The sequence below is a fragment of the Enterococcus gallinarum genome, assembly GCF_021496385.1.
Taxonomy (GTDB): Bacteria; Bacillota; Bacilli; order Lactobacillales; family Enterococcaceae; genus Enterococcus_D; species Enterococcus_D gallinarum.
Genome location: NZ_CP050816.1, coordinates 2,819,184 through 2,838,689, shown reverse-complemented (window position 1 = coordinate 2,838,689; position 19,506 = coordinate 2,819,184). Strand labels below are relative to the sequence as shown.

Below are 19,506 nucleotides of genomic sequence, written 5' to 3'. Positions count from 1 at the left end.
TAGTATAGTATAAACAATCAAATGGGTAGTTACTGATAATGCAGGCTATACCTTCGTACGTGTGTATGGATCCTACACATGTATTGAGGTATAGTCTTTTTTCATTTTAAGGAGGTGAGAAACGTCTTGAAGATCAAAAAGATTCTAAATAATAATGCGGTTTTGGTCGGAAAAGATGGCAAAGATTTTATTTGGATCGGCACCGGGCTGGGCTTTAAAATGAAACCGGGACAAGCAGCAGACGAGACGAAAATAGAGAAAGTATTTGTATTGCATAAAAACAAAGCTTCTGAACGTTTTTTGACATTAATGGAATCAATCCCGGCAAAGTACGTTTCCTTAGCTGATGATATTATTCGATTAGCTAAAAATGATCTAGAGCATGAGTTAAGTGAAACATTATATGTATCCTTAACCGATCATTTATATCATTTGATTAAATTACACAAACAGGGAATGAGTATTTATAACCGCCTTTCATGGGAAATTAAGAAGTTTTATCCCAAAGAATTTGAGATAGGGAAAAAAGCACTATTTTTAATTAATGAAAAAACGGGTATCCAGTTCGAAGAAGAAGAAGCAGGGAATATTGCAATGCATTTGATCAATGCTCAGCTGACAGATGAGATCGATCAACCTGAAGATGTCCAGCTAATTGCAAAGAAAATTAGAGATATTATTTCACTTATTCGTCTATCTAATAAAATTCAAATCAATGAAGATTCGCTTGCGTTTGATCGCTTTATCACTCATTTGCGCTTTTTCTTCCAACGATTGACTACCCGGACTAAGATGAATAAGCAAAATCCATTGCTGGAGCACATTCAGAGTCAATACCCAGCAGCTTACAAAACGATGATTTTGGTTGAGCAGTATCTGAAAGTCTCTCTAAGTGATGATGAAAAGTTATACTTATCGCTACACATTCAAAAATTAATAGAGAACGAATAGAGGTTGTTACTGGTAAAGCAGGCAAGACTGATAATTATTCCTTTGTTGGGAATAATTATTTGTCTTGCCTTTTTGATTATGAATAAGGGGATGAATAAAATGGCATACAAAGATTTAGTTGAGGAAATATTGAAAAATGTGGGTGGAAAAGAAAATATTGCCGGTCTCACTCACTGTATTACTCGTTTACGTTTCAATTTAAAAGATGAATCAATTGCAGATACTGGAGCATTGAAAAAAACGAAAGGTGTAGTTACAGTAGTACAAAGTGGTGGACAATATCAAGTAGTCATCGGAAACCACGTACCAGAAGTTTATCAAGAGTTTATTGACTATGCTGGGTTATCAAACGAAGCCTCGGAAGAAAAAAAGGAGAAGAAAGGACCTTTGGATGCTTTTATAGATATTATTTCTGGTATTTTCACACCTGTATTAGGGTTACTGGCAGCTACTGGAATGATCAAAGGATTAAACGTTCTCTTTGTTTCTCTTGGTTGGATTGAAAATACTTCTGGAACCTATGCCATCTTGCAAGCCGCTGGTGACTGCTTCTTCTATTTCTTTCCAATTTTTCTTGGTTATACCGCAGCAAAGAAATTTGGTCTGAAGCAATTTGTTGGTATGGCTATCGGTGCGGCAATGGTCTATCCGGCCTTGTCAGGGTTAACTGCTAATACAGAACCTCTTTATACCTTATTTAATGGTACGATTTTTGAGTCACCTGTTTATGTAACTTTTTTGGGTATACCAGTTATTCTGATGAGTTATAGTTCTAGCGTTATCCCAATTGTGATTGCAACTTTCTTTGGAGCGAAATTGGAGAAAGTGATTACCAAATTAATTCCGAGCGTTTTACGTAGCTTTTTAGTGCCATTTCTAACAGTTTTATTGATGGTTCCTTTAACATTTATCGTGATTGGCCCAATAGCCACATGGATTGGAAATATTTTAGGGGCTGCTGTGTTAAGTATTTATCAGTTTAGCCCGATTGTTGCTGGTATAGCGGTGGGTGCAATCTGGCAAGTTCTTGTCATGTTTGGTCTTCACTGGGGGATTATCCCGATTGCTATCAACAATATTGGTGTATTAGGATACGATCCTGTAATGGTTTTAGGACAAGCAACTCCATTTGCTACTGCTGGAGCAGTATTAGCGGTTATCATTAAATCCAAAAATAATTCTGTTCGTGCGATCGGTATACCCGCTTTTATTTCTAGTCTTTTCGGTGTCTCTGAACCCTCCCTTTACGGGGTAACGTTACCCCGTAAGAAACCATTCATTGCAACTTTGATTTCTTCTTCCATAGGTGGTCTGATCATGGGGTTCTTTGGGACAAAATCATTTATCATGGGAGGAATGGGCGTTTTTAGTCTTCCAAATTATATTAGTCCTAGTGATGGAATTGGCAGTGGTTTTTATGGCTATGCACTTGCAATTAGTGTGGCATTTGCACTATCGTTTGTTTTAACTATTACATTCATGTATGATCCTACTGAAGATCGAGAAGAAGCTGAATCAGAGGAAGAGCAAGAGATAGCAATAGATAATTATTTAATGACGGAAACAAAGATTGAGATGCCTATTAAAGGAGATTTACTGACATTGGCTGATGTTGAAGATGAAGCTTTTTCTTCTGGGTTATTAGGAAAAGGTGTAGCGATTGTTCCAAGCAATGGAGAGATCTATGCGCCATTCGATGCTACTGTAGAAACATTGTTCCCAACGAATCATGCGATCGGTTTAAAATCTACGAATGGCATTGAATTGTTGATTCATGTCGGAATGGATACTGTTAACTTAAAAGGCGATTTCTTTACTTCCTACGTAAAACAAGGACAGCAAGTAAGGAAAGGCGAGCTGTTGATTCGATTTGATAAAGAAAAAATTCAATCCAAAGGCTACTCGATCATCACACCGGTTGTTGTAACAAATACTGATACTTATTTGGATGTTATCCCAGATATTGTTAATGAAGTCATTCAAGTGATTCATTAAGTTGTGTTCTATATGATACGATAGTAAAGAAGGGAAGGGAAAATATGCGCGCTATCATGCTAATGTTTGATACGTTGTCAAAAGATTTTCTGTCAAATTATGGAAATGATTGGATCCAAACACCAAATTTCGATCGCTTAAGGGAAAAAACGGTTACTTTCGATAATTTTTATGGGGGAAGTATGCCTTGTATGCCAGCACGTCGTGAACTTCATACAGGAAGATATAACTTTATGCATCGCATGTGGGGGCAATTGGAGCCTTTTGATCATTCCATTTTTGATGTGCTACAACAAAATGGCATCTACTGTCACCTAGTGACCGACCATTCTCACTATTTTGAGGATGGAGGGGCAACCTATCATAATCGCTATTCTACTTGGGAGGGGTTTCGCGGGCAGGAAGGTGATCGCTGGGTACCTAGGAAATTTGCTGAAGGCCATGCAGAAATAAATCCTTTGAATAAGCAAGGCATTTCAGTTGAACAGCATTTTGCGAACCGCACAAGACAAGTTGATGAAAATGAGATGTCGAGTGTTCAAACAATTCAAGCTGGACTTGATTTCTTGGAAGAATATAAAAAAGAAGATAATTGGTTTTTGCAAATAGAATGCTTTGACCCTCATGAACCCTTTTTTGTTCCAGAAAAATATCGTAAACTTTATGAGGACTGTCCAAATGAGTCACCTTATTTTTGGCCAAAGTATGGTCGGGTTACAGATGACATTTCTTCCGATGATTTAATTGAATTACAAAACGAATATGCTGCATTGATAGCAATGTGTGACCATCATCTCGGAAAAGTCATTGATTTTCTAGAGACGAATCAAATGTGGCAGGATACGTTGGTGATTATTAATACGGATCATGGTTTTCTTCTTGGTGAGCATGATTGGTTAGGAAAGAATGTTGCTCCTATGTATGAAGAAATTATCCATTTGCCATTTTTTATCAGTTACCCAAATGCTGAAGTGGATACCCATACTTCTGTTTTAAGCCAAACGATCGATATTCCTGCAACTTTATTAGATTATTTTGGTATTGCGAATGAATTGGATATGGATGGTAAATCATTATTGCCAGCTCTAAAGTCTAAGGAGACTGTTTTACATGATGAAATCATTTTTGGAACAAATGGCGGTCATGTCAATATTTATGATGGGAAGTACGTGTATATGCGTGCGTCTGTTGATCCTTCCAACGGCCCAATCACTATCCAAACATTGAATTACGCCATGTTAAGGGGGTTCATCAATAAGGAAGCATTAGATACCATGAAGCAAAGAAAGGGAAATCGCTTCACAAATCAGTATCCTTATACAGAAATTGAAGTCTCCACATACATTGATTCTTATTCAGTTGGCCATTTGCTATTTGACTTGGAGGAGGATCCGCAACAGTTGACTCCACTGGATAATCCTGACGTTGAAGAAAGGATGATCCAGAAATTAATAAAAATCATGGATCGAATTGAAGTGCCAGAAAGTGAATATATTCGTTTGGGATTAAGAAATTAAATAAATTAGCAACTTCAAAAAGTTATTTAGAATCGAGGCTTCTACCATGAAACATATTTCAGTATTGATTAAACCCGCATCTTCCCTCTGCAATCTTCGCTGCAGCTACTGCTTTTATGCCAATGTCAGTTCCTTGAGGGAAGTCCGTTCGTTTGGCAAAATGAAAGAAGAAGTGACAGAGAAAATGATCAAAAATATTTATGCAGACTTAGAAGACGGTGATCAATTGACATTAGCGTTTCAAGGTGGAGAGCCAACGATGGCGGGCCTCAATTATTTTCGAAAAGTGACCCAACTAGTGGATCAACAGCAAAAGCAGGTACAGGTCCATTATGCGATTCAAACGAACGGGACCATGATCAATGAAAAATGGTGTGCTTTTTTGAAAGAACATGATTTTTTGGTCGGTCTCTCGATCGATGGCCATCCGCTCTACCATGATCTGCACCGGGTCGATCCGAAAGGAAGAGGAACTTTTCAGCGAGTGCTGCAAACAAAACAGCTGTTTGACCACTTTGAGATTGACTACAATGTGCTTTGTGTCCTGACCAATCCATTGGCTAAAGAGGCTAAGAAAGTCTTTCGCTTTCTAAAAGAACAAAAAATCGATTTTGTCCAGTTTATTCCTTGTTTAGATGATTTAGATGCGAAAGAAAGAAATAGTTATGCCCTCACACCAAAACGTTTTGCGGGATTTTACCACCAGCTTTTGCAGTTATGGCTGCAAGAATTAGCGGAGGGGCATTATGTGAGTATCAAGCTTTTTGATGATCTTTTGAATCTATTGGTCAAGCAACAAGTCACCGCCTGCGGGATCTTAGGAAACTGTCAAGTGCAATATGTCATTGAAGCAGATGGCAGTGTTTATCCTTGTGATTTCTATGTGTTAGATGACTATCGAATGGGGTATGTTCAAGAACAGACCTTGCGTCAGTTATTTGAACAGGACATTGCAAAAACGTTTGTGTGTCAACGGCCCGAAATGCCAAAGAAATGTCTGAGTTGCCCGTTTCAAAAAATGTGTCGTGGCGGCTGCAAACGCATGAAAGATGCCATCTATGTGGATGGGGACTATTGCGGTCATCAGCAACTCTTGCAGGAATTTGTGCCGCAGATCAATCGGATTTTAGGTTTGTTACAGGGGGTAAGTGTGTGATTGGGTTCATTTATTTTATAGTGATCGTGTTGGCGAATACGGTTGGTGCCGTTTCAGGCATGGGGGGCGGCGTTCTGATCAAACCCATTTTTGATTTTATCGGCGCCCATTCTGTTGCGGCCATCTCGTTTTATTCTGCCGTAGCAGTCTTTACTATGTCGCTGGTTTCTACCGCAAGACAGTTGGCTAGCGGACATAAGATCAATTGGCAAATCGTCCTTTGGGTTTCAGGAGGCGCCATCTTAGGCGGTATCTTGGGCAATGTCGCTTTTGATCAGCTGTTGCTGTTTTTCCAGAATGAAGACCAAGTACAGATGGTGCAGATCTTTTTGACCGTCGTGACGTTGTTGTTTGCATTCTTTTATACCAAATATGACTGGCCCGGATTCCAACTGAAAAAAAACTTCTGGTATTGCTTCTGTGGTTTAGTCCTTGGTTTTCTAGCCAGTCTTCTAGGAATCGGCGGCGGACCGATCAATGTTTCTTTGCTGATGCTGATGTTTGCTTTGCCAATCAAAGAAGCGACAGTCTATTCGATTTGTACGATTTTTTTCTCTCAATTGGCGAAAATCGTGACGATTGCTGGGACCACTGGATTTGGCCTCTATGACTTAAAGATTTTGTGGTTTGTGATCCCAGCCGCGATTGTTGGTGGTTTGTTAGGGGCAAAAGTCAGCACTGTCCTCTCACCACAAAAAGTGACGCTGGTCTTCCAGACAGTCATCCTCTTGGTGCTAACCATCAATCTTTATAACGGCTATCAATTATTATAGAAAGAAGGCAGATGGGATGATCAAGATTCCTGCTGGAACGTATCGAATTGGCACGGATACAAAAGCTGGCTTTGAAGAGGACCAAGAAGGTCCCAAGATCCAAGTTGAGATGGCCTCTTTTGAAATCGATGAAACAACTGTTACCAATCAGATGTTTGAAGCATTTATTGCGGCAACAGGCTATGTGACGGAAGCAGAACAGTTTGGCTGGTCGTTTGTCTTTCATTATTTTCTTTCCGAAAAGACGAAACAGAGGAGCCAACTGATCCCCAATATGAGTTGGTGGTATGCGGTTGCGAGAGCAGACTGGCGACATCCTGAAGGTCCGGACTCATCGATTGAGCAACGGATGGATCATCCAGTCGTCCAAGTCTCGCGAAATGATGCGTTGGCATTTTGCCGCTGGGCAGATAAGCGGCTGCCAACAGAAGCTGAATGGGAGATTGCCGCGAAAGGTGGTACAGAGAATGACTTTTATCCATGGGGGACAGATTTTTTAGCTGGAGAAGACTATCACTGCAACATCTGGCAAGGCGCGTTTCCCAAAGCAAATACGAAGGCAGACGGCTTTGCGAGTACTGCACCTGCTCGGTTTTATGAGCCGAATGGCTATGGACTTTATCAAGTCATTGGCAATGTGTGGGAATGGTGCAGCAATCCCGCAAGGATACCATTGGAACAATTTCGTTCATGGGACAGCCATTTTTTTGAGCAACGATTTCAGCAGGTGGATGATGCCATGTATGCGACACGGGGAGGGTCGTTCTTGTGTCATGAATCTTACTGCAAACGTTATCGGATCGCAGCCCGCAATGGAAACTCCGGGATGTCTGCGGCCAATAATTTAGGCTTTCGCTGTGCCAAAAGCTAGGCGTATCTGTGAATAATAATAAAAAAACTATCTAAAAAATCTTGATTGTCTCATTGCTTTTTTTAGCAAGTCGTCCTTTGATAGGAACAATCAGTGATCGCTTAGATAGTTTTTTGTTTAATTGCTGTCTTAATAAATGATGGAAGTAGGGCCTGTGTTGACCGATTAATCCCATTGAGAAAGATAATTTCCTGAAAGATCATAAACCAGATTCAGTGCAGTATGTCCCCGAATATCATCGACACCGACCGTCCAAGTCCATTTGCCTTGAGAACCATTTAAGATCACGATACTAACTCCGGGATAATAATGGTCTAATTTCGCAACCCGTTTTTCCGTTTCTTTGATAACCTTGGGAATAACGCCCCAATCGATTTCATTATAAGCAATGGTCTCTTGAATAGGTAACTCGATCGTATCACTGTCTTTCTGCCATTTTTGTAAAAGATTTGTCGAATAATACCAGTATTCATCTTGTAGTTTAGTGGTAGGGTTGATGATTCGCGCGACTGCATAGACGCCGCTTTTCAAAGGAATGTTCCGAATGTGATAGCTATAACTGATGAGCTGAACCTCTTGATCATTCAGCGCTTTTTTGTCGGTTAATTCAGCCATGATCGCGGAAGCAGAGGCTTCTTCTCTAAAAAAATTTCGGTCGAAGGGTAGCAAGGTTGTTAAAGCACCAAATGCTAACAAGATGCTAGGGAGAATGACCAATGTGCCGATCCAATAGAACAAAGCCCTTTTTCTTTTTCTGATACCAAAAAATAATGCCAAGACTATCATTAGTGCTATAACGAAGTACCAGAGTAGCGGAAGATAGCCGATCACTTGGTCGCGAGTTTCTACAACTGTGTACTCATCCAGTCCAAACCAGTTTTCGGCAATATTGATGTTCGTCAGTACAACGATCCCTAAGATTCCTGCAATGATGAGCAGGAGGATGAAATAAAAAAGCAGAGAAGGGAGAAGCTTGGAGTTACGTTTTTTATCAGTCATGGGTCACTTCCTTTGTCGGTTCATTGTGAATGAGCTGCTATTCCTAGTCCAGCCAAAATCTATTTATCTAAATTATTTTATTCGCTGTTGACACTAATTATACAACAAATAAAAAAAGAGACAAAAGGCAATGCAAACAAAAAGATCTGATCCATAGAAAGTAGAGCAACTATGGATCAGATCATTCGTTTCTTGCTTTTTATTTATCAATGATTATCGGTTCACATTGTCTTGACGAGCAATACCAACAAAGAACTTCAAGCAATAAATCGCGCAGATACCGACAATTACGTAAATGATTTTAGCGAATAATGTAGTTGATCCGCCCGCAATTGTTGCAACCAAGTCAAATTCAAATAGTCCAACCAATAACCAGTTTAGGCCGCCAACGATAAGTAGCGCTAAAGCTATACTGTCTAATACTTTCATTTTAGAATTCTCCTTTCTTTGTGCATATTTATAGTATATAGCATGTGTTTTGTTTTGGGAAAAATACTGCTTGAAGAAAATCGTCACTGTTTATTCGCCATCATCGGATACTTCGATATTCTTTTCTTTCTCTCCATTTTGTTTCCGTTCATTGTAAATAAATACATGACGGACGATCTTCAACAATGGTCGGATCGTTAAGAAGATTGCTCCTATCAGATAGGCGATAGTTCCATAGATCGCAGGCAGATCTGTCAAGGACACGATACTTCCGAAAATATAAAATAAACCAGTCAAAATATCATTCGTTAGGGAAATCAGCAGATACCGGTTTTTGAAATAGACATGAAAACGGCGTCCTTTAATAATGACGTCTTCGTCTTTACCAAGTTCGATCTGATGTTCATTTCGTTTGATTTTTGGCACTGAGGGCGATCATCCTTTCTTTGCGTTAATTTGGCTTTAATACCACTTTGATGTTGTTATCTTCTTTTTTGTCAAAAATGTCATAAGCCGCAGCGGCTTCTTCTAAAGGCATGGTATGAGTGATGATCGGTGTTGGGTCGATCTCCTCTTTTTGGATCATTTCATAAATTTTTGGCATTAAGTGGATAACGGGTGCTTGTCCATGTTTCACTGCCACATTGCGCATGAAAAACTCTTGTAAAGGGTAGGACGATGCTGGAGTCATATAGACACCAGTAATTTGCACGGTACCAAATTTTTTGACCGCTTTCGCCGCCATTTGGATCGGTGAAATCGTACCACTTTGCAAGCTGACCAAATTTTTGGCTTTTTCTTTGACGGGTTCTAAACCATCCATACCGACGCAATCGATGATGACATCGGCGCCGCCTTTTGTTAATTCATACAAATCATCAGCGCTTGTCGCAAGGTCATCCAATTGGAAGGTCTCTACCTGATTGTAGCTTTGCGCCTTTTCCAGTCGATGGGCAACTGGATCGACCGCAATCACTCGTTTCGCACCAGCCATAACGGCGAACTTTTGGGCAAAAAGTCCTACAGGTCCTGAGCCAAGAATAATGACGGTATCGCCTTGTTTGACACCCGCATTTTGGACACTCCAGTAGGCAGTTGGCAAAATGTCTGATAGAAAAAGCACTTTTTCATCCGGGATCGCGGTATCTGGAACGACAAACGAAGTGAAATCAGCAAAGGGAACCCGTAAGAATTCTGCTTGTCCACCCCAATGATTGCCATTCAGCTTACCAAAGCCAAAGAGGCCACCATAAAGTTGATCAGAAGAGTTATCACATTGGCTCTCCATCTCATTTTGACAAAAATGACAATGTCCACAGCCAATATTAAAAGGGATGACAACACGGTCCCCTTTCTTCAATTTTTGAACTTGACTGCCGACTTCTTCAACGATCCCCATTGGTTCATGACCAACAACGTACCCTTCTTCTAGTACTGCACCACCGTGATGATACAAATGAAGATCAGAGCCGCAGATCGCTGTTGCTGTAATTCGAATAATCGCATCTGTTGGTTCAATGATCGTCGGATCACTCACATTTCGAACTTCCATTTTTTCTTTTCCTTGCCATGTTACTGCACGCATACTTGTTCCTCCTTTTATGAGATGTGACGGGAAAGGTTCCTGGTCGTGTGATTGACTGCCATTTCTTCTTTTGGGATGACAAAAAATTCGTGTTCTTAATAATTGTGCCGGGAAAAAATGCTTTTGACAAAAGAAACGCTCATGGTTTACCAGCCGAATTTTTTGCGATCGGCAAGACAGTTGAAAACAGAATAGTTGATTTAACTAAACAAGCGTGACACTATAAAGGTGGATCGAAAACAGGATCGATGGGCTCACCCATCGAAGCGTATCCCCAATGAGGACTCACATAAAAGTAGAAAAGAGGAGAAAAACATGGATATTACGATTCGTGGAAAAGCATCTTGTGTGAATTGCAAGGAAAATTATGATGGCAAATTGATTGTTCATCTGCAAGAAGATGTAGATGGGAAGCTGAAAACAGTTCCGCCTCTAGAAGAAAACGAGTTACACTCAGATGAAATCGCTATTCATTATGATTATGGTGAAGTAAAAGATGCGATCGAAGGCACCTTTGTCTGTCCTGCATGTCAGACAACAAATGATGTCCGCATCGAGATACCGCAAGAATTACTGCATAATAACTAAAAAAGAAACGCCAGTGGTTGGCGTTTCTTTTTTAGTTATCTGTCCGATCAACCACTTCGACATTGAAGTCTTGCAAGATTTTCAATCCAGAAGACTCATGGTTTCTACCTGAAACTAGCTGTTGATTAATGAGAAAATCGGCTTCTGGAAAAGCACTCTGAATCTCGATCGTATTAGACAACACGCAGATGTTGGTTTCTACTCCGGTCACTTCGATATGTTTTTGTTCATTTTTATCATTGAAAAGTTGCTCCTTGATTTCCAAGAGAACTTCAGGTGGGATACTAAAGTAATATTTTTTTATTACTTTTTCATTCGGCAACGGTTGCAGTTCAGGAACGATCTGTAACGCTTCTTGTTCTTCATCAGGAGTATCTTTACAATCAATCGGGATATCTCTTGTAAAAAGGATATATTCACCTTCTGCACGAGCTTGTTGAAGCCGTTTTGCGATTCGCGTGATCAAAGCAGGGCTGTCAGAAATAAATGATTGACTATTTTCATCACGAATCTGATTCTGCATATCAATAACAACTAACATTGACGATTCCTTCTTTCTTTTTTTCATAAAACGTAGTTTTATTTTCATTGTTCTTTCTTAAGTGATAAAAAAATGAAAAAAGAGAACAATAGCTTAAGAAAAATCCTCTAAAACTATCATGCCTGAAAATAAATAAGATTTCAAAGAAAACGCTCCAAAAAATCTCCGGCTATGAAATTCGTTATTTTTTTTGATAAAAAAACAATGCTTATTGTTTGCTCATTACTAAGAGTCATGATACTTTAAAATTACAACATTATAAAATAATGATAAAAATGAAAGCAGGGATAAAAGATGAAAAAGGCACTATCAATAGGGTTGTTGCTGTTTTCGACCGCATTGGTGACAGCGGCTTGCGGCAGTAATTCGGAAGACAAAAATACTGACGCATCGGGAAAACAGACAAGTGATGGGAAAATAACATTAGATTTTTGGTCTTTTTGGGGATCGGGGGCTCGCCAAGAAGTCATCGAAGAGATCATCGACGATTTTAATCAGTCACAAGATGAAATCGAAGTGAAATATAGTTACCAGCCTTGGGGAGATATTTGGACGAAGTCTCTCTCGGCAATCACTGCAGGAAATCCACCGGATGTTATTGTTCAAGACATCAATTCAGTCGCGCAGCGTGCAGAAGCACAGCAAGCAACGAACTTGAGCGAGTACGTTAAAGATGGCATGTCTGATGAATTTTATCCTCAATTATGGGATACGGTAGAATATGAAGGAGACCCTTATGCAATTCCTTTCAATACCGATACCCAAGTGATTTTTTATAACAAACAAATTTTCAAAGAAGCAGGGATCAGTGAAGATCAGTTACCCCAAACATGGGACGAACTTGAAACTGTTGCACACAAATTAGATGTCAAAAAAGGCGATGATTTTGAGCGTATCGGATTCTATCCTTTGTGGAACCTTGGCGCGGATGTTTGGGCATTGAACGCTGATAACGGTGTTAGTTGGTTTGACAAAGATGAAAAGGTTTCGATTGACACAGAAAATAAAGTGGAGGCTCTGGATTGGATTCTTGATTGGCAAGATTATTATGGGCAAGATACGATCAATCGTTTAGAAGCTGAGTTTGGCTCCGGTGTAGCTGATCCATTTATTTCTGGTTTGGTGGCCATGCGGGCACAGAATATCAATTATTACTCTAGCTTGATGGAAAATGCGCCAGATGACTTTGATTTTGGCGTCATCCAGATTCCAGAAAAAGAAAAAGGTTCTGGTCACTGGTCATGGGGAGGCGGCTTTGTCTTAGAAGTTCCTCAAGGAGCCAAAAATCCCGAAGCGTCCTACAAGTTTATCGAGTATCTTTCAACCCCAGAAGTTCAAGAAAAATTTGGTGAAAAGAGCTTTGATATTATGGCTAACCGAACAGCAAATGAAAATCTTGTCAAAAATGATCATTTAGATGAAAAAGGTCAAATGATCTATCAAATGGCGGATGAGAATTTTGCTAATACAGTAATCACTCCGGTACCATTGGATGCACCAGATTTCAGCAGTTTAGTCAATGAACAAATTGATCAAATTCTGCTAGGGAATAAAAAACCAGCAGAAGGATTAGCAGATGCTCAAAAAGCAGTGGAAGATCTTGTAGAACAAAATAAATAATAGATTGAGATAGGGAGTTGCGGCTAGCCGCATTCCCTTTTCTATCGTTACTGTTCTCATTGCATCATTGCTATTTTGCTGAAAAAAGATGGCAGAAAACACTTTACTAAAGGAGGGGAATTATGAAAAAGAAACGATCGAGAAGCAAAAGACAAGATGCCCTCTGGGGATATTTGTTTGTAGCGCCGTTTTTGATTGGTTTCATGGTGTTCATGCTGGGCCCTATGTTATTCTCGTTTATCGGCAGCTTTACGGATTATAATCTAACGTCAAAAATGAATTTTATTGGTTTTGGAAACTTCAAACGAATGTTTACGCAAGATGCACTTTTTTGGAAATCACTTTATAATACAATTTATTTTGTACTCTTTAATGTCCCACTGACGACCTTGTTCAGTGTCTTTCTAGCTACATTATTGAATCAAAAGATTAGAGGAATCAGCTTTTTTCGGACGACTTTTTATTTGCCGGCGATTTTATCCGGTGTGGCAGTATATGTGTTATGGATGCAACTGCTGTCGCCTTCCGCTGGTTTGATTAATACTTTTTTAAGCTGGTTCAACATCAAAGGTCCGGCCTGGCTGTTTGATCCTGAATGGACCAAACCGGCATTGATCCTAATGAAAATTTGGAGCTCTGGGGGGGCGATGCTGCTGTACTTGGCGACATTGCAGAACATCCCCGGAACGCTTTATGAATCAGCAGAGATCGATGGTGCTGGTATGTGGGCTAAGTTTAAACATATTACGATTCCATTGATTACACCAATTATTTTTTATGATGTCATTACGTCGACAATCGGTTCTTTCCAAATCTTCCAAGAAGCCTATGTTATGACGAAAAACGGCACTGGTGGACCTGCCAATTCGCTCTTGTTCTATAATCTCCATATGTGGAACAAAGCGTTTGTAGCTTTTGATATGGGGTATGCAATGGCGATGTCGATGATCCTTTTCTTAATCGTATTAGTCTTAACATTTATCAATCTGAAATTAGCTCCTCGTTGGGTCCACTATGCAGGAGGACAAAACTGATGGCTTCAACAAAGTACACTATCTCAGGAGGGCTGACTGTATGCAGATGTACAAAATAAAGAGCAATTCTCAACAGCAGCGGATCAAAAAGTTAACGAGTTATTTAGTGATGACTGTAATTGGCATCGTTCTGATTATTCCGTTGCTGTGGATGGTATTCACCTCATTAAAGCCAATGGAAGAGATCGTCCGTTATCCACCAACGTTTTTTCCAGAAGAAATCAATTTCTCAAATTATCTTGATACGATCAATGCGTTTCCTTTTTGGCAATATGCAAAGAACACCTTGTTTATCACGGTGTTAGTTGTGTTCGGCAACGTGCTTTCAAACTCATTTATCGCTTATGGATTTGCCAAGTTAGATTTTCCAGGGAAAAACCTGATTTTTTCTCTGGTCCTTTCAACAATGATGATTCCAGGATTTGTGACAATGATTCCACAATACGTGCTGTTTTCTAAAATCGGCTGGGTAGGGACGTATCTGCCGCTGATCATTCCCTCATTTTTTGGGAATGCCTTCAATATCTTTCTGATGCGGCAATTTTACTTGTCAATCAACAATGAACTGATTGAAGCGGCAAAAATGGATGGCGCCAATCATCTATATATCTGGAGCCATCTGATGATTCCTTTAACCAAACCTGCACTGATCACGATTGCCATCAATTCATTCAATGGTGCTTGGAATGACTTCTTAGGACCATTGCTGTATATTCAAAATCAAGAAAAATATACACTCCAAATCGGTTTGCAAGTTTTCCAAAATCAATCAACGACACAGTGGAACTATTTGATGGCGGGTGCAACACTGGTCTTATTACCAACGATCCTATTATTCTTTTTTGCACAACGCTACTTTATTGAGGGAATGGATCTGACGGGAGGAACCAAAGGATGAGAAAGATAGAGCCGCAGCGTTTATTCAATGGTCTGATTACTTGGATCAATTGGATGCCCAAATTGATTCTTCTACAATTTTTGTGGTTGGTTTGCTCAATGCCTTTTTTTACAGTGGCAACAGCGACAAGAAGTATGATTGCGGCGATTAAGCAGATCAAAGACACTCAAGAGAGGGCAGAACAAGAGAAAACGACGACGATTTTCTTTACGAAATTTTCTGAGCTGTGGCAACTGAATAAAAAGAAAGATATTGTATTCAGCTTTTATAGTCTTTTTCTTTTGATTGATCATTCCATTCTTAGTCGATTTCCACAACCGCTTTTTCAAGTCATGGCCACGATGCTGATCGTGATCTTCATGATCTGTAGCTTGATTTTTTTCTATCAGACGCTTTTAATGGGCGAAAAGAAGCAGCAAGTCAGCTTCTTTTATGCTTTTTATCAAGCCGGTCGCTCACCTAAACGAGTGTTGCTCCATCTTTTTTGGACGATTACGCTATTGTTGTTTTTTGGCTTCTTCGGTCCGGCGTACCTATTTTTGGTGGGAATGAGTGGTTGTTGTTTGATTCAGTTAATTATCTGTCCTGCTTCGATTACTTCAATCCAGATCTCTCATTAAAAAGAGTAGACATAAGTTGAGACAAAACGATACGATACCCTGCATGATGGGGACCGCCGTTTTGGGAACTTATGACTACTCTTTTTAACTGCATTGATTAGGAGCTAATCCATTAAATAAGCAATTGTAGCGGTACCGACCGCTTTGGCTGCAATCAAGAGACAGTCTTCATTCATCATGAAATCAGGACTGTGGTGAGGATGATTGAGATGATCTTCTGTCATACAACCGATATAAAAGAAAAGACTAGGTCGTTCTTGTGCATAGTAGGCGAAGTCTTCAGAGGGATCTTGAGGACCGCAATCAAAGATCTCCTTCACTTCAGGTAAGTGAGCTTCTTTGAGGGAATCAATCACTTGTATTGTAAAAGCTGGATCATTATAAAGAACCGGATAATTGTCATCATATTCAAGACTGGTTTCGACCGCAAAAGTTTGTGCTAGACCATCTGCCATTCGCTGGATCTGTTGGTGAATCGTTTGACGTGTGGTTTCTTTCATCACACGAACATCTCCCTTTAGGGTCACAGTCTCTTTGATTGCATTAAAGGAACCACTCCCGTCAAAAGAACCGATCGTTAGACTTGCTGTGTCAAAAGGATCGATCCGACGAGAAACGATCGTCTGTAGTTGAGTAACGAAATAACTGCCTGCTACGATGGCATCATTTGCTAGTTGCGGCATGGAAGCATGACCACCTTTGCCACGAATGGTCAAAGTGAAATTTGCCCGTCCAGTTTGGGTTTCGCCAGAGTGGTAGCCAATCTTGCCTGTTTCCATTGAAGACATCACGTGGACGCCAAGTACATGATCAATATCTGTTAAACAACCGTCGGCAATCATGCCTTTGGCACCGCCAGGAGATACTTCTTCAGCTGGTTGGTGGATGATGCGGATGCTTCCTTTTAACTGGTCTTTTAAGGTAATCAAATTCTTAGCCAAAACCATTAAATAGGCTGTATGCCCATCATGACCACAAGCATGCATCACACCAGGAACCTGAGATCGAAAAGGCAGCTGATTGTCTTCTTCTACAGCCAGAGCATCAAAGTCGGCCCGTAAAGCCAGCCGTTTTCCAGGTTGTTCACCGATGATATCAACGATCAGTCCATAGCCGTCGCCACATTCTGTGATTTGGCAGTCTAGTTTTTCATAGTAGGCTTTGATATAAGCGGCGGTTGCTTTTTCCTGAAATGAAAGCTCTGGGTGTTGATGTAAGTGCCGCCGAATCGCAATCATTTCCCCTTCGTCTTTTTCCAATTGCTGCATAAGTGTTGTTGTGATATTCATCTGAATCCCTCCTATTTCTACTTTTATCATACACGAAGCAACTATTTTTCTGCACGCGATAACCTAACCTGTTTTCTTGCGTAACAAGTAGGGATTGACAAAATCGCTGTTTCTCTCTATTCTTAAAAAGAGATTTAGTAAACAGTAAACAACGGGGTGGCAGAATGGCAAGTATGAGGGATATTGCAAAATTGGCAGGGGTTTCCGTCGCAAGTGTGTCGCGAATCTTAAACAATGATGAAACATTTAGTATCAACGAAAATACCCGCAAACGGGTGATCGAGATCGCCAACCAGCTAAATTATTCAAAAGACAAGAGCTTGTCGAGTTCGCGAGAAGCTGGCGATAAAAATACGATAGCAATCATTACACGTCATAACAGTGAATCGGAGCGTAATGATCCTTATTTTATGATGATTCGTAATGGAATAGAGAAAGAGGCAGCCAAATGGCGTTTAAAAACGGTTCGTGTCTTCTCGATGCGAGACCAAGACAAAGATCTGACTCAACTGGCAAAGTATGGTGCTGTCATCATCATTGGGGAAATGACGCAAGAGGCATTGCAAGAAATCAGCCGGTACAATCAACATATTATTTTGGTAGATAATTATAGTGAAAACGACGCCTATGATTGCATACAAACTGATTTTGCTCGAAAGACCCATCAAATTTTGGATATCTTAAAAGCAAAAGGACATGAGAACATAGCATTTATTGGTGGTGTTTCCAGTCGGGTAACGATCACAGGAGAAGTCGTTTATGATGAACAAGAAATTCGTGCAGAGAATTACAAAAATTGGATGCTGATGAACAAGCTGGAAGAATACAGTCATGTTTTTCAAGGAAAATGGTCTCCAGAGACTGGATTAGCTTTTGGCAGAAAAATCGCCGAGATGACCCCGCGGCCGACAGCCATCATCGTTGCTAGTGATCCCATGGCAGTGGGGGTCTATAAAGCATTAAATGAACACGGATTGAAGATCCCAGAAGATATATCAGTGGTTAGTTTTGATGATATTCAAATGGCCCAGTTTATGACACCAGCGCTTTCTTCAGTCAAAATGAAAGCGGAAGAAATGGGGCAAATGAGTGTAGAGCTGGCGAAAAACAAATTATTGGGCGTTCGAACAATGCCAGTCCGAGTGATTTGTAAAAGTGAATTGATATTAAGAGAATCGATTGCCGATAAAAAAAGATCATGAAAAATGATCTTTTTTTATTTTAGAGTTGTGTAAACATTAACTAAACGATTATACTGATTGTAGTAAACGTTTACAGACAAATTAAAGGAGATTAGTTATGAAATTTATTGATAAATTAGCAGAGAAGATGGTTCCTTTTGCCCAAATCATTGCCAATAATAAGTATTTATTGAGTCTGCGTGATGGCTTTATGGTTGCTTTTCCCGCGACAATGTTTGCTTCAATCATGATCATTATTCAAAATTTACCCGCTACCTTTGGCTTATCTGAGAAACTGCCCGCAGGACTGATGACCTTTTTGAATGATTTCTTTGGTCCTATCGGGAACGCAACCATGAGTATCACAGCGATTTTTGTTGTTTTCGGGATCGGCTATCAATTGGCAGGAAAATATGGCCAGCCAAAACTTTTTGCCGGAGCAATCTCATTGTCCTCTTTCTTAATGCTTTTGCCCTACGGTTCTTCCGATGACCTGGGAACAGTGATTCCCCTTTCAAAATTAGGTGCGGAAGGGATGTTCGTTGGGATCATCACAGCGATTATCGCTACACAAATTTATTGCAAGATCAGTGCTTCTGGGTTAACGATCAAAATGCCTGAATCGGTTCCGCCGATGATCGCTGAGTCTTTCCTTGCTATCATTCCAGGTGCTGCGCCATTGTTTTTATTTAATTTGATCCGTTACTTGTTTACATTCACGTCATGGGGCAATGCGGTCGACTTTGTCTACGAAATCTTACAGAAACCATTAATGGGCTTGGGGGGCACGTTGCCTGCAGTCTTGATTGCCGTTTTATTTACTCAATTCTTCTGGTGGTTTGGGATCCATGGCACACTGGTTGTTAACGCCGTGATTGATCCGATCATGAATGCATTGGCGATTGAAAACTACGAAGCCTATAAAGCAGGTGCAGAACAACTGCCTCATATCATCAATACAACCTTCATGGGCGTTTTTGTAAACCAAGGAATGCAATTAGGGATCTCGATTACGATGGCATTTTTTATTGCTCGTTCGATTCGGATGAAGAAGCTGATGAAGACAGTCATTGCACCATCTGTTTTCAATGTGTCAGAGCCAATGACATTTGGGTTGCCGATCGTATTGAACCCGATTGCTTTTGTTCCGTGGATTTTGGCCCCGCTTGCTAGTACGACGATTTCTTATTTTGCAATCGCTGCTGGTCTTGTGCCTCGCCCAATCGGAGCAACGGTAGTCTGGACGACACCGGTCTTCTTATCTGGCTGGCTGGGAACTGGCTCTGTAGCAGGTGCCATTCTACAATTGGTAACTGTTGCTGTGATGACATTGATTTGGGTGCCATTCCTAATCGTGATGGACCGTGGCTATTTGAAAGAAGAAAAAGAAGAGCTAGCCAAAGAAGCGCTCGCACAAACTGGCCCTGCCATCGACGAAAGAATCAAAGAAAGCTAAGCT

19 protein-coding genes are annotated in these 19,506 nt (G+C 40.3%); 13 read left to right on the top strand and 6 right to left on the bottom strand.

What is annotated here, in order from left to right; translation table 11 throughout:
- Positions 1–126 precede the first annotated feature (126 nt).
- The 6 genes from HED61_RS13845 (at position 127) to HED61_RS13820 (ending at position 7,263) form a co-directional block, all read left to right on the top strand.
- Entirely contained in the window at positions 127–951 is an 825-nt protein-coding gene (locus tag HED61_RS13845) for a PRD domain-containing protein (protein WP_156247963.1), read from the top strand.
- Positions 952–1,050: 99 nt separating this feature from the next.
- Positions 1,051–2,946, top strand: a complete 1,896-nt coding sequence (locus tag HED61_RS13840) for a beta-glucoside-specific PTS transporter subunit IIABC (RefSeq protein WP_170081255.1) — start codon at positions 1,051–1,053, stop codon at positions 2,944–2,946.
- 44 nt (positions 2,947–2,990) lie between these two features.
- On the top strand, positions 2,991–4,463 hold the full coding sequence (locus tag HED61_RS13835; RefSeq protein ID WP_029486546.1) for a sulfatase-like hydrolase/transferase: 1,473 nt from the start codon (positions 2,991–2,993) through the stop codon (positions 4,461–4,463).
- Between the two features lie 46 nt (positions 4,464–4,509).
- Positions 4,510–5,619 (top strand): radical SAM/SPASM domain-containing protein, encoded by a 1,110-nt coding sequence (locus HED61_RS13830; protein ID WP_219644910.1) that lies wholly within the window; start codon positions 4,510–4,512, stop codon positions 5,617–5,619.
- Complete coding sequence (locus tag HED61_RS13825) at positions 5,616–6,392, top strand: sulfite exporter TauE/SafE family protein (RefSeq protein ID WP_219644912.1); 777 nt, start codon at positions 5,616–5,618, stop codon at positions 6,390–6,392. The genes HED61_RS13830 and HED61_RS13825 overlap by 4 nt, the downstream gene beginning before the upstream one ends.
- Positions 6,393–6,408: 16 nt before the next feature.
- Positions 6,409–7,263 carry a formylglycine-generating enzyme family protein gene (locus HED61_RS13820; protein WP_138372175.1) on the top strand — a complete coding sequence of 285 codons (855 nt, stop codon included), beginning with the start codon at positions 6,409–6,411 and terminating at the stop codon, positions 7,261–7,263.
- A gap of 165 nt (positions 7,264–7,428) precedes the next feature.
- Here the strand turns inward: HED61_RS13820 and HED61_RS13815 are convergent, their stop codons facing one another.
- The 4 genes from HED61_RS13815 to HED61_RS13800 form a co-directional block, all read right to left on the bottom strand.
- Entirely contained in the window at positions 7,429–8,262 is an 834-nt protein-coding gene (locus tag HED61_RS13815; protein WP_219644914.1) for a hypothetical protein, read from the bottom strand.
- A 213-nt stretch (positions 8,263–8,475) separates the two neighbouring features.
- Complete coding sequence (locus tag HED61_RS13810) at positions 8,476–8,691, bottom strand: DUF378 domain-containing protein (protein WP_003125912.1); 216 nt, start codon at positions 8,689–8,691, stop codon at positions 8,476–8,478.
- A 90-nt stretch (positions 8,692–8,781) separates the two neighbouring features.
- Positions 8,782–9,117 carry a YrhK family protein gene (locus HED61_RS13805; RefSeq protein ID WP_003125913.1) on the bottom strand — a complete coding sequence of 112 codons (336 nt, stop codon included), beginning with the start codon at positions 9,115–9,117 and terminating at the stop codon, positions 8,782–8,784.
- Positions 9,118–9,142: 25 nt separating this feature from the next.
- Entirely contained in the window at positions 9,143–10,276 is a 1,134-nt protein-coding gene (locus tag HED61_RS13800) for an alcohol dehydrogenase catalytic domain-containing protein (RefSeq protein ID WP_081131508.1), read from the bottom strand.
- A 315-nt stretch (positions 10,277–10,591) separates the two neighbouring features.
- Between HED61_RS13800 and HED61_RS13795 the strand changes: the two genes are divergently transcribed.
- On the top strand, positions 10,592–10,864 hold the full coding sequence (locus tag HED61_RS13795) for a hypothetical protein (protein ID WP_005470826.1): 273 nt from the start codon (positions 10,592–10,594) through the stop codon (positions 10,862–10,864).
- Positions 10,865–10,895: 31 nt separating this feature from the next.
- Here the strand turns inward: HED61_RS13795 and HED61_RS13790 are convergent, their stop codons facing one another.
- The gene (locus tag HED61_RS13790) at positions 10,896–11,405 is read right to left on the bottom strand and encodes an isochorismatase family cysteine hydrolase (protein ID WP_005470828.1); all 510 of its coding nucleotides are present in this window, start codon (positions 11,403–11,405) and stop codon (positions 10,896–10,898) included.
- 294 nt (positions 11,406–11,699) lie between these two features.
- Between HED61_RS13790 and HED61_RS13785 the strand changes: the two genes are divergently transcribed.
- The 4 genes from HED61_RS13785 (at position 11,700) to HED61_RS13770 (ending at position 15,577) form a co-directional block, all read left to right on the top strand.
- Positions 11,700–13,025 carry an ABC transporter substrate-binding protein gene (locus HED61_RS13785; protein WP_060813992.1) on the top strand — a complete coding sequence of 442 codons (1,326 nt, stop codon included), beginning with the start codon at positions 11,700–11,702 and terminating at the stop codon, positions 13,023–13,025.
- A 122-nt stretch (positions 13,026–13,147) separates the two neighbouring features.
- The gene (locus HED61_RS13780) at positions 13,148–14,059 is read left to right on the top strand and encodes a carbohydrate ABC transporter permease (RefSeq protein WP_003125918.1); all 912 of its coding nucleotides are present in this window, start codon (positions 13,148–13,150) and stop codon (positions 14,057–14,059) included.
- Between the two features lie 40 nt (positions 14,060–14,099).
- Complete coding sequence (locus tag HED61_RS13775; protein WP_021150133.1) at positions 14,100–14,957, top strand: carbohydrate ABC transporter permease; 858 nt, start codon at positions 14,100–14,102, stop codon at positions 14,955–14,957.
- Positions 14,954–15,577 (top strand): DUF624 domain-containing protein, encoded by a 624-nt coding sequence (locus tag HED61_RS13770; RefSeq protein ID WP_081131503.1) that lies wholly within the window; start codon positions 14,954–14,956, stop codon positions 15,575–15,577. The genes HED61_RS13775 and HED61_RS13770 overlap by 4 nt, the downstream gene beginning before the upstream one ends.
- Before the next feature lie 104 nt (positions 15,578–15,681).
- Here HED61_RS13770 and HED61_RS13765 read toward each other — a convergent pair whose 3' ends face one another.
- Positions 15,682–16,866, bottom strand: coding sequence for an amidohydrolase (locus HED61_RS13765; RefSeq protein ID WP_195957009.1), 1,185 nt, complete (start codon positions 16,864–16,866; stop codon positions 15,682–15,684).
- Between the two features lie 164 nt (positions 16,867–17,030).
- On the opposite strand from HED61_RS13765, the gene HED61_RS13760 reads away from it, so the two are divergent.
- Complete coding sequence (locus HED61_RS13760) at positions 17,031–18,068, top strand: LacI family DNA-binding transcriptional regulator (RefSeq protein WP_103299445.1); 1,038 nt, start codon at positions 17,031–17,033, stop codon at positions 18,066–18,068.
- A gap of 97 nt (positions 18,069–18,165) precedes the next feature.
- Positions 18,166–19,503: a PTS sugar transporter subunit IIC gene (locus tag HED61_RS13755; protein ID WP_003125924.1), complete on the top strand. Its 1,338-nt coding sequence runs from the start codon at positions 18,166–18,168 to the stop codon at positions 19,501–19,503.
- Positions 19,504–19,506 lie beyond the last annotated feature (3 nt).

Coding starts and splice junctions, on each gene's coding strand:
- HED61_RS13830 (WP_219644910.1), top strand. CDS start 4,510: ATGAAACATATTTCAGTATTGATTAAACCCGCATCTTCCCTCTGCAAT.
- HED61_RS13810 (WP_003125912.1), bottom strand. CDS start 8,691: ATGAAAGTATTAGACAGTATAGCTTTAGCGCTACTTATCGTTGGCGGC.
- HED61_RS13840 (WP_170081255.1), top strand. CDS start 1,051: ATGGCATACAAAGATTTAGTTGAGGAAATATTGAAAAATGTGGGTGGA.
- HED61_RS13765 (WP_195957009.1), bottom strand. CDS start 16,866: ATGAATATCACAACAACACTTATGCAGCAATTGGAAAAAGACGAAGGG.
- HED61_RS13815 (WP_219644914.1), bottom strand. CDS start 8,262: ATGACTGATAAAAAACGTAACTCCAAGCTTCTCCCTTCTCTGCTTTTT.
- HED61_RS13790 (WP_005470828.1), bottom strand. CDS start 11,405: ATGTTAGTTGTTATTGATATGCAGAATCAGATTCGTGATGAAAATAGT.
- HED61_RS13755 (WP_003125924.1), top strand. CDS start 18,166: ATGAAATTTATTGATAAATTAGCAGAGAAGATGGTTCCTTTTGCCCAA.
- HED61_RS13780 (WP_003125918.1), top strand. CDS start 13,148: ATGAAAAAGAAACGATCGAGAAGCAAAAGACAAGATGCCCTCTGGGGA.
- HED61_RS13800 (WP_081131508.1), bottom strand. CDS start 10,276: ATGCGTGCAGTAACATGGCAAGGAAAAGAAAAAATGGAAGTTCGAAAT.
- HED61_RS13760 (WP_103299445.1), top strand. CDS start 17,031: ATGGCAAGTATGAGGGATATTGCAAAATTGGCAGGGGTTTCCGTCGCA.
- HED61_RS13770 (WP_081131503.1), top strand. CDS start 14,954: ATGAGAAAGATAGAGCCGCAGCGTTTATTCAATGGTCTGATTACTTGG.
- HED61_RS13820 (WP_138372175.1), top strand. CDS start 6,409: ATGATCAAGATTCCTGCTGGAACGTATCGAATTGGCACGGATACAAAA.
- HED61_RS13835 (WP_029486546.1), top strand. CDS start 2,991: ATGCGCGCTATCATGCTAATGTTTGATACGTTGTCAAAAGATTTTCTG.
- HED61_RS13775 (WP_021150133.1), top strand. CDS start 14,100: ATGCAGATGTACAAAATAAAGAGCAATTCTCAACAGCAGCGGATCAAA.
- HED61_RS13785 (WP_060813992.1), top strand. CDS start 11,700: ATGAAAAAGGCACTATCAATAGGGTTGTTGCTGTTTTCGACCGCATTG.
- HED61_RS13795 (WP_005470826.1), top strand. CDS start 10,592: ATGGATATTACGATTCGTGGAAAAGCATCTTGTGTGAATTGCAAGGAA.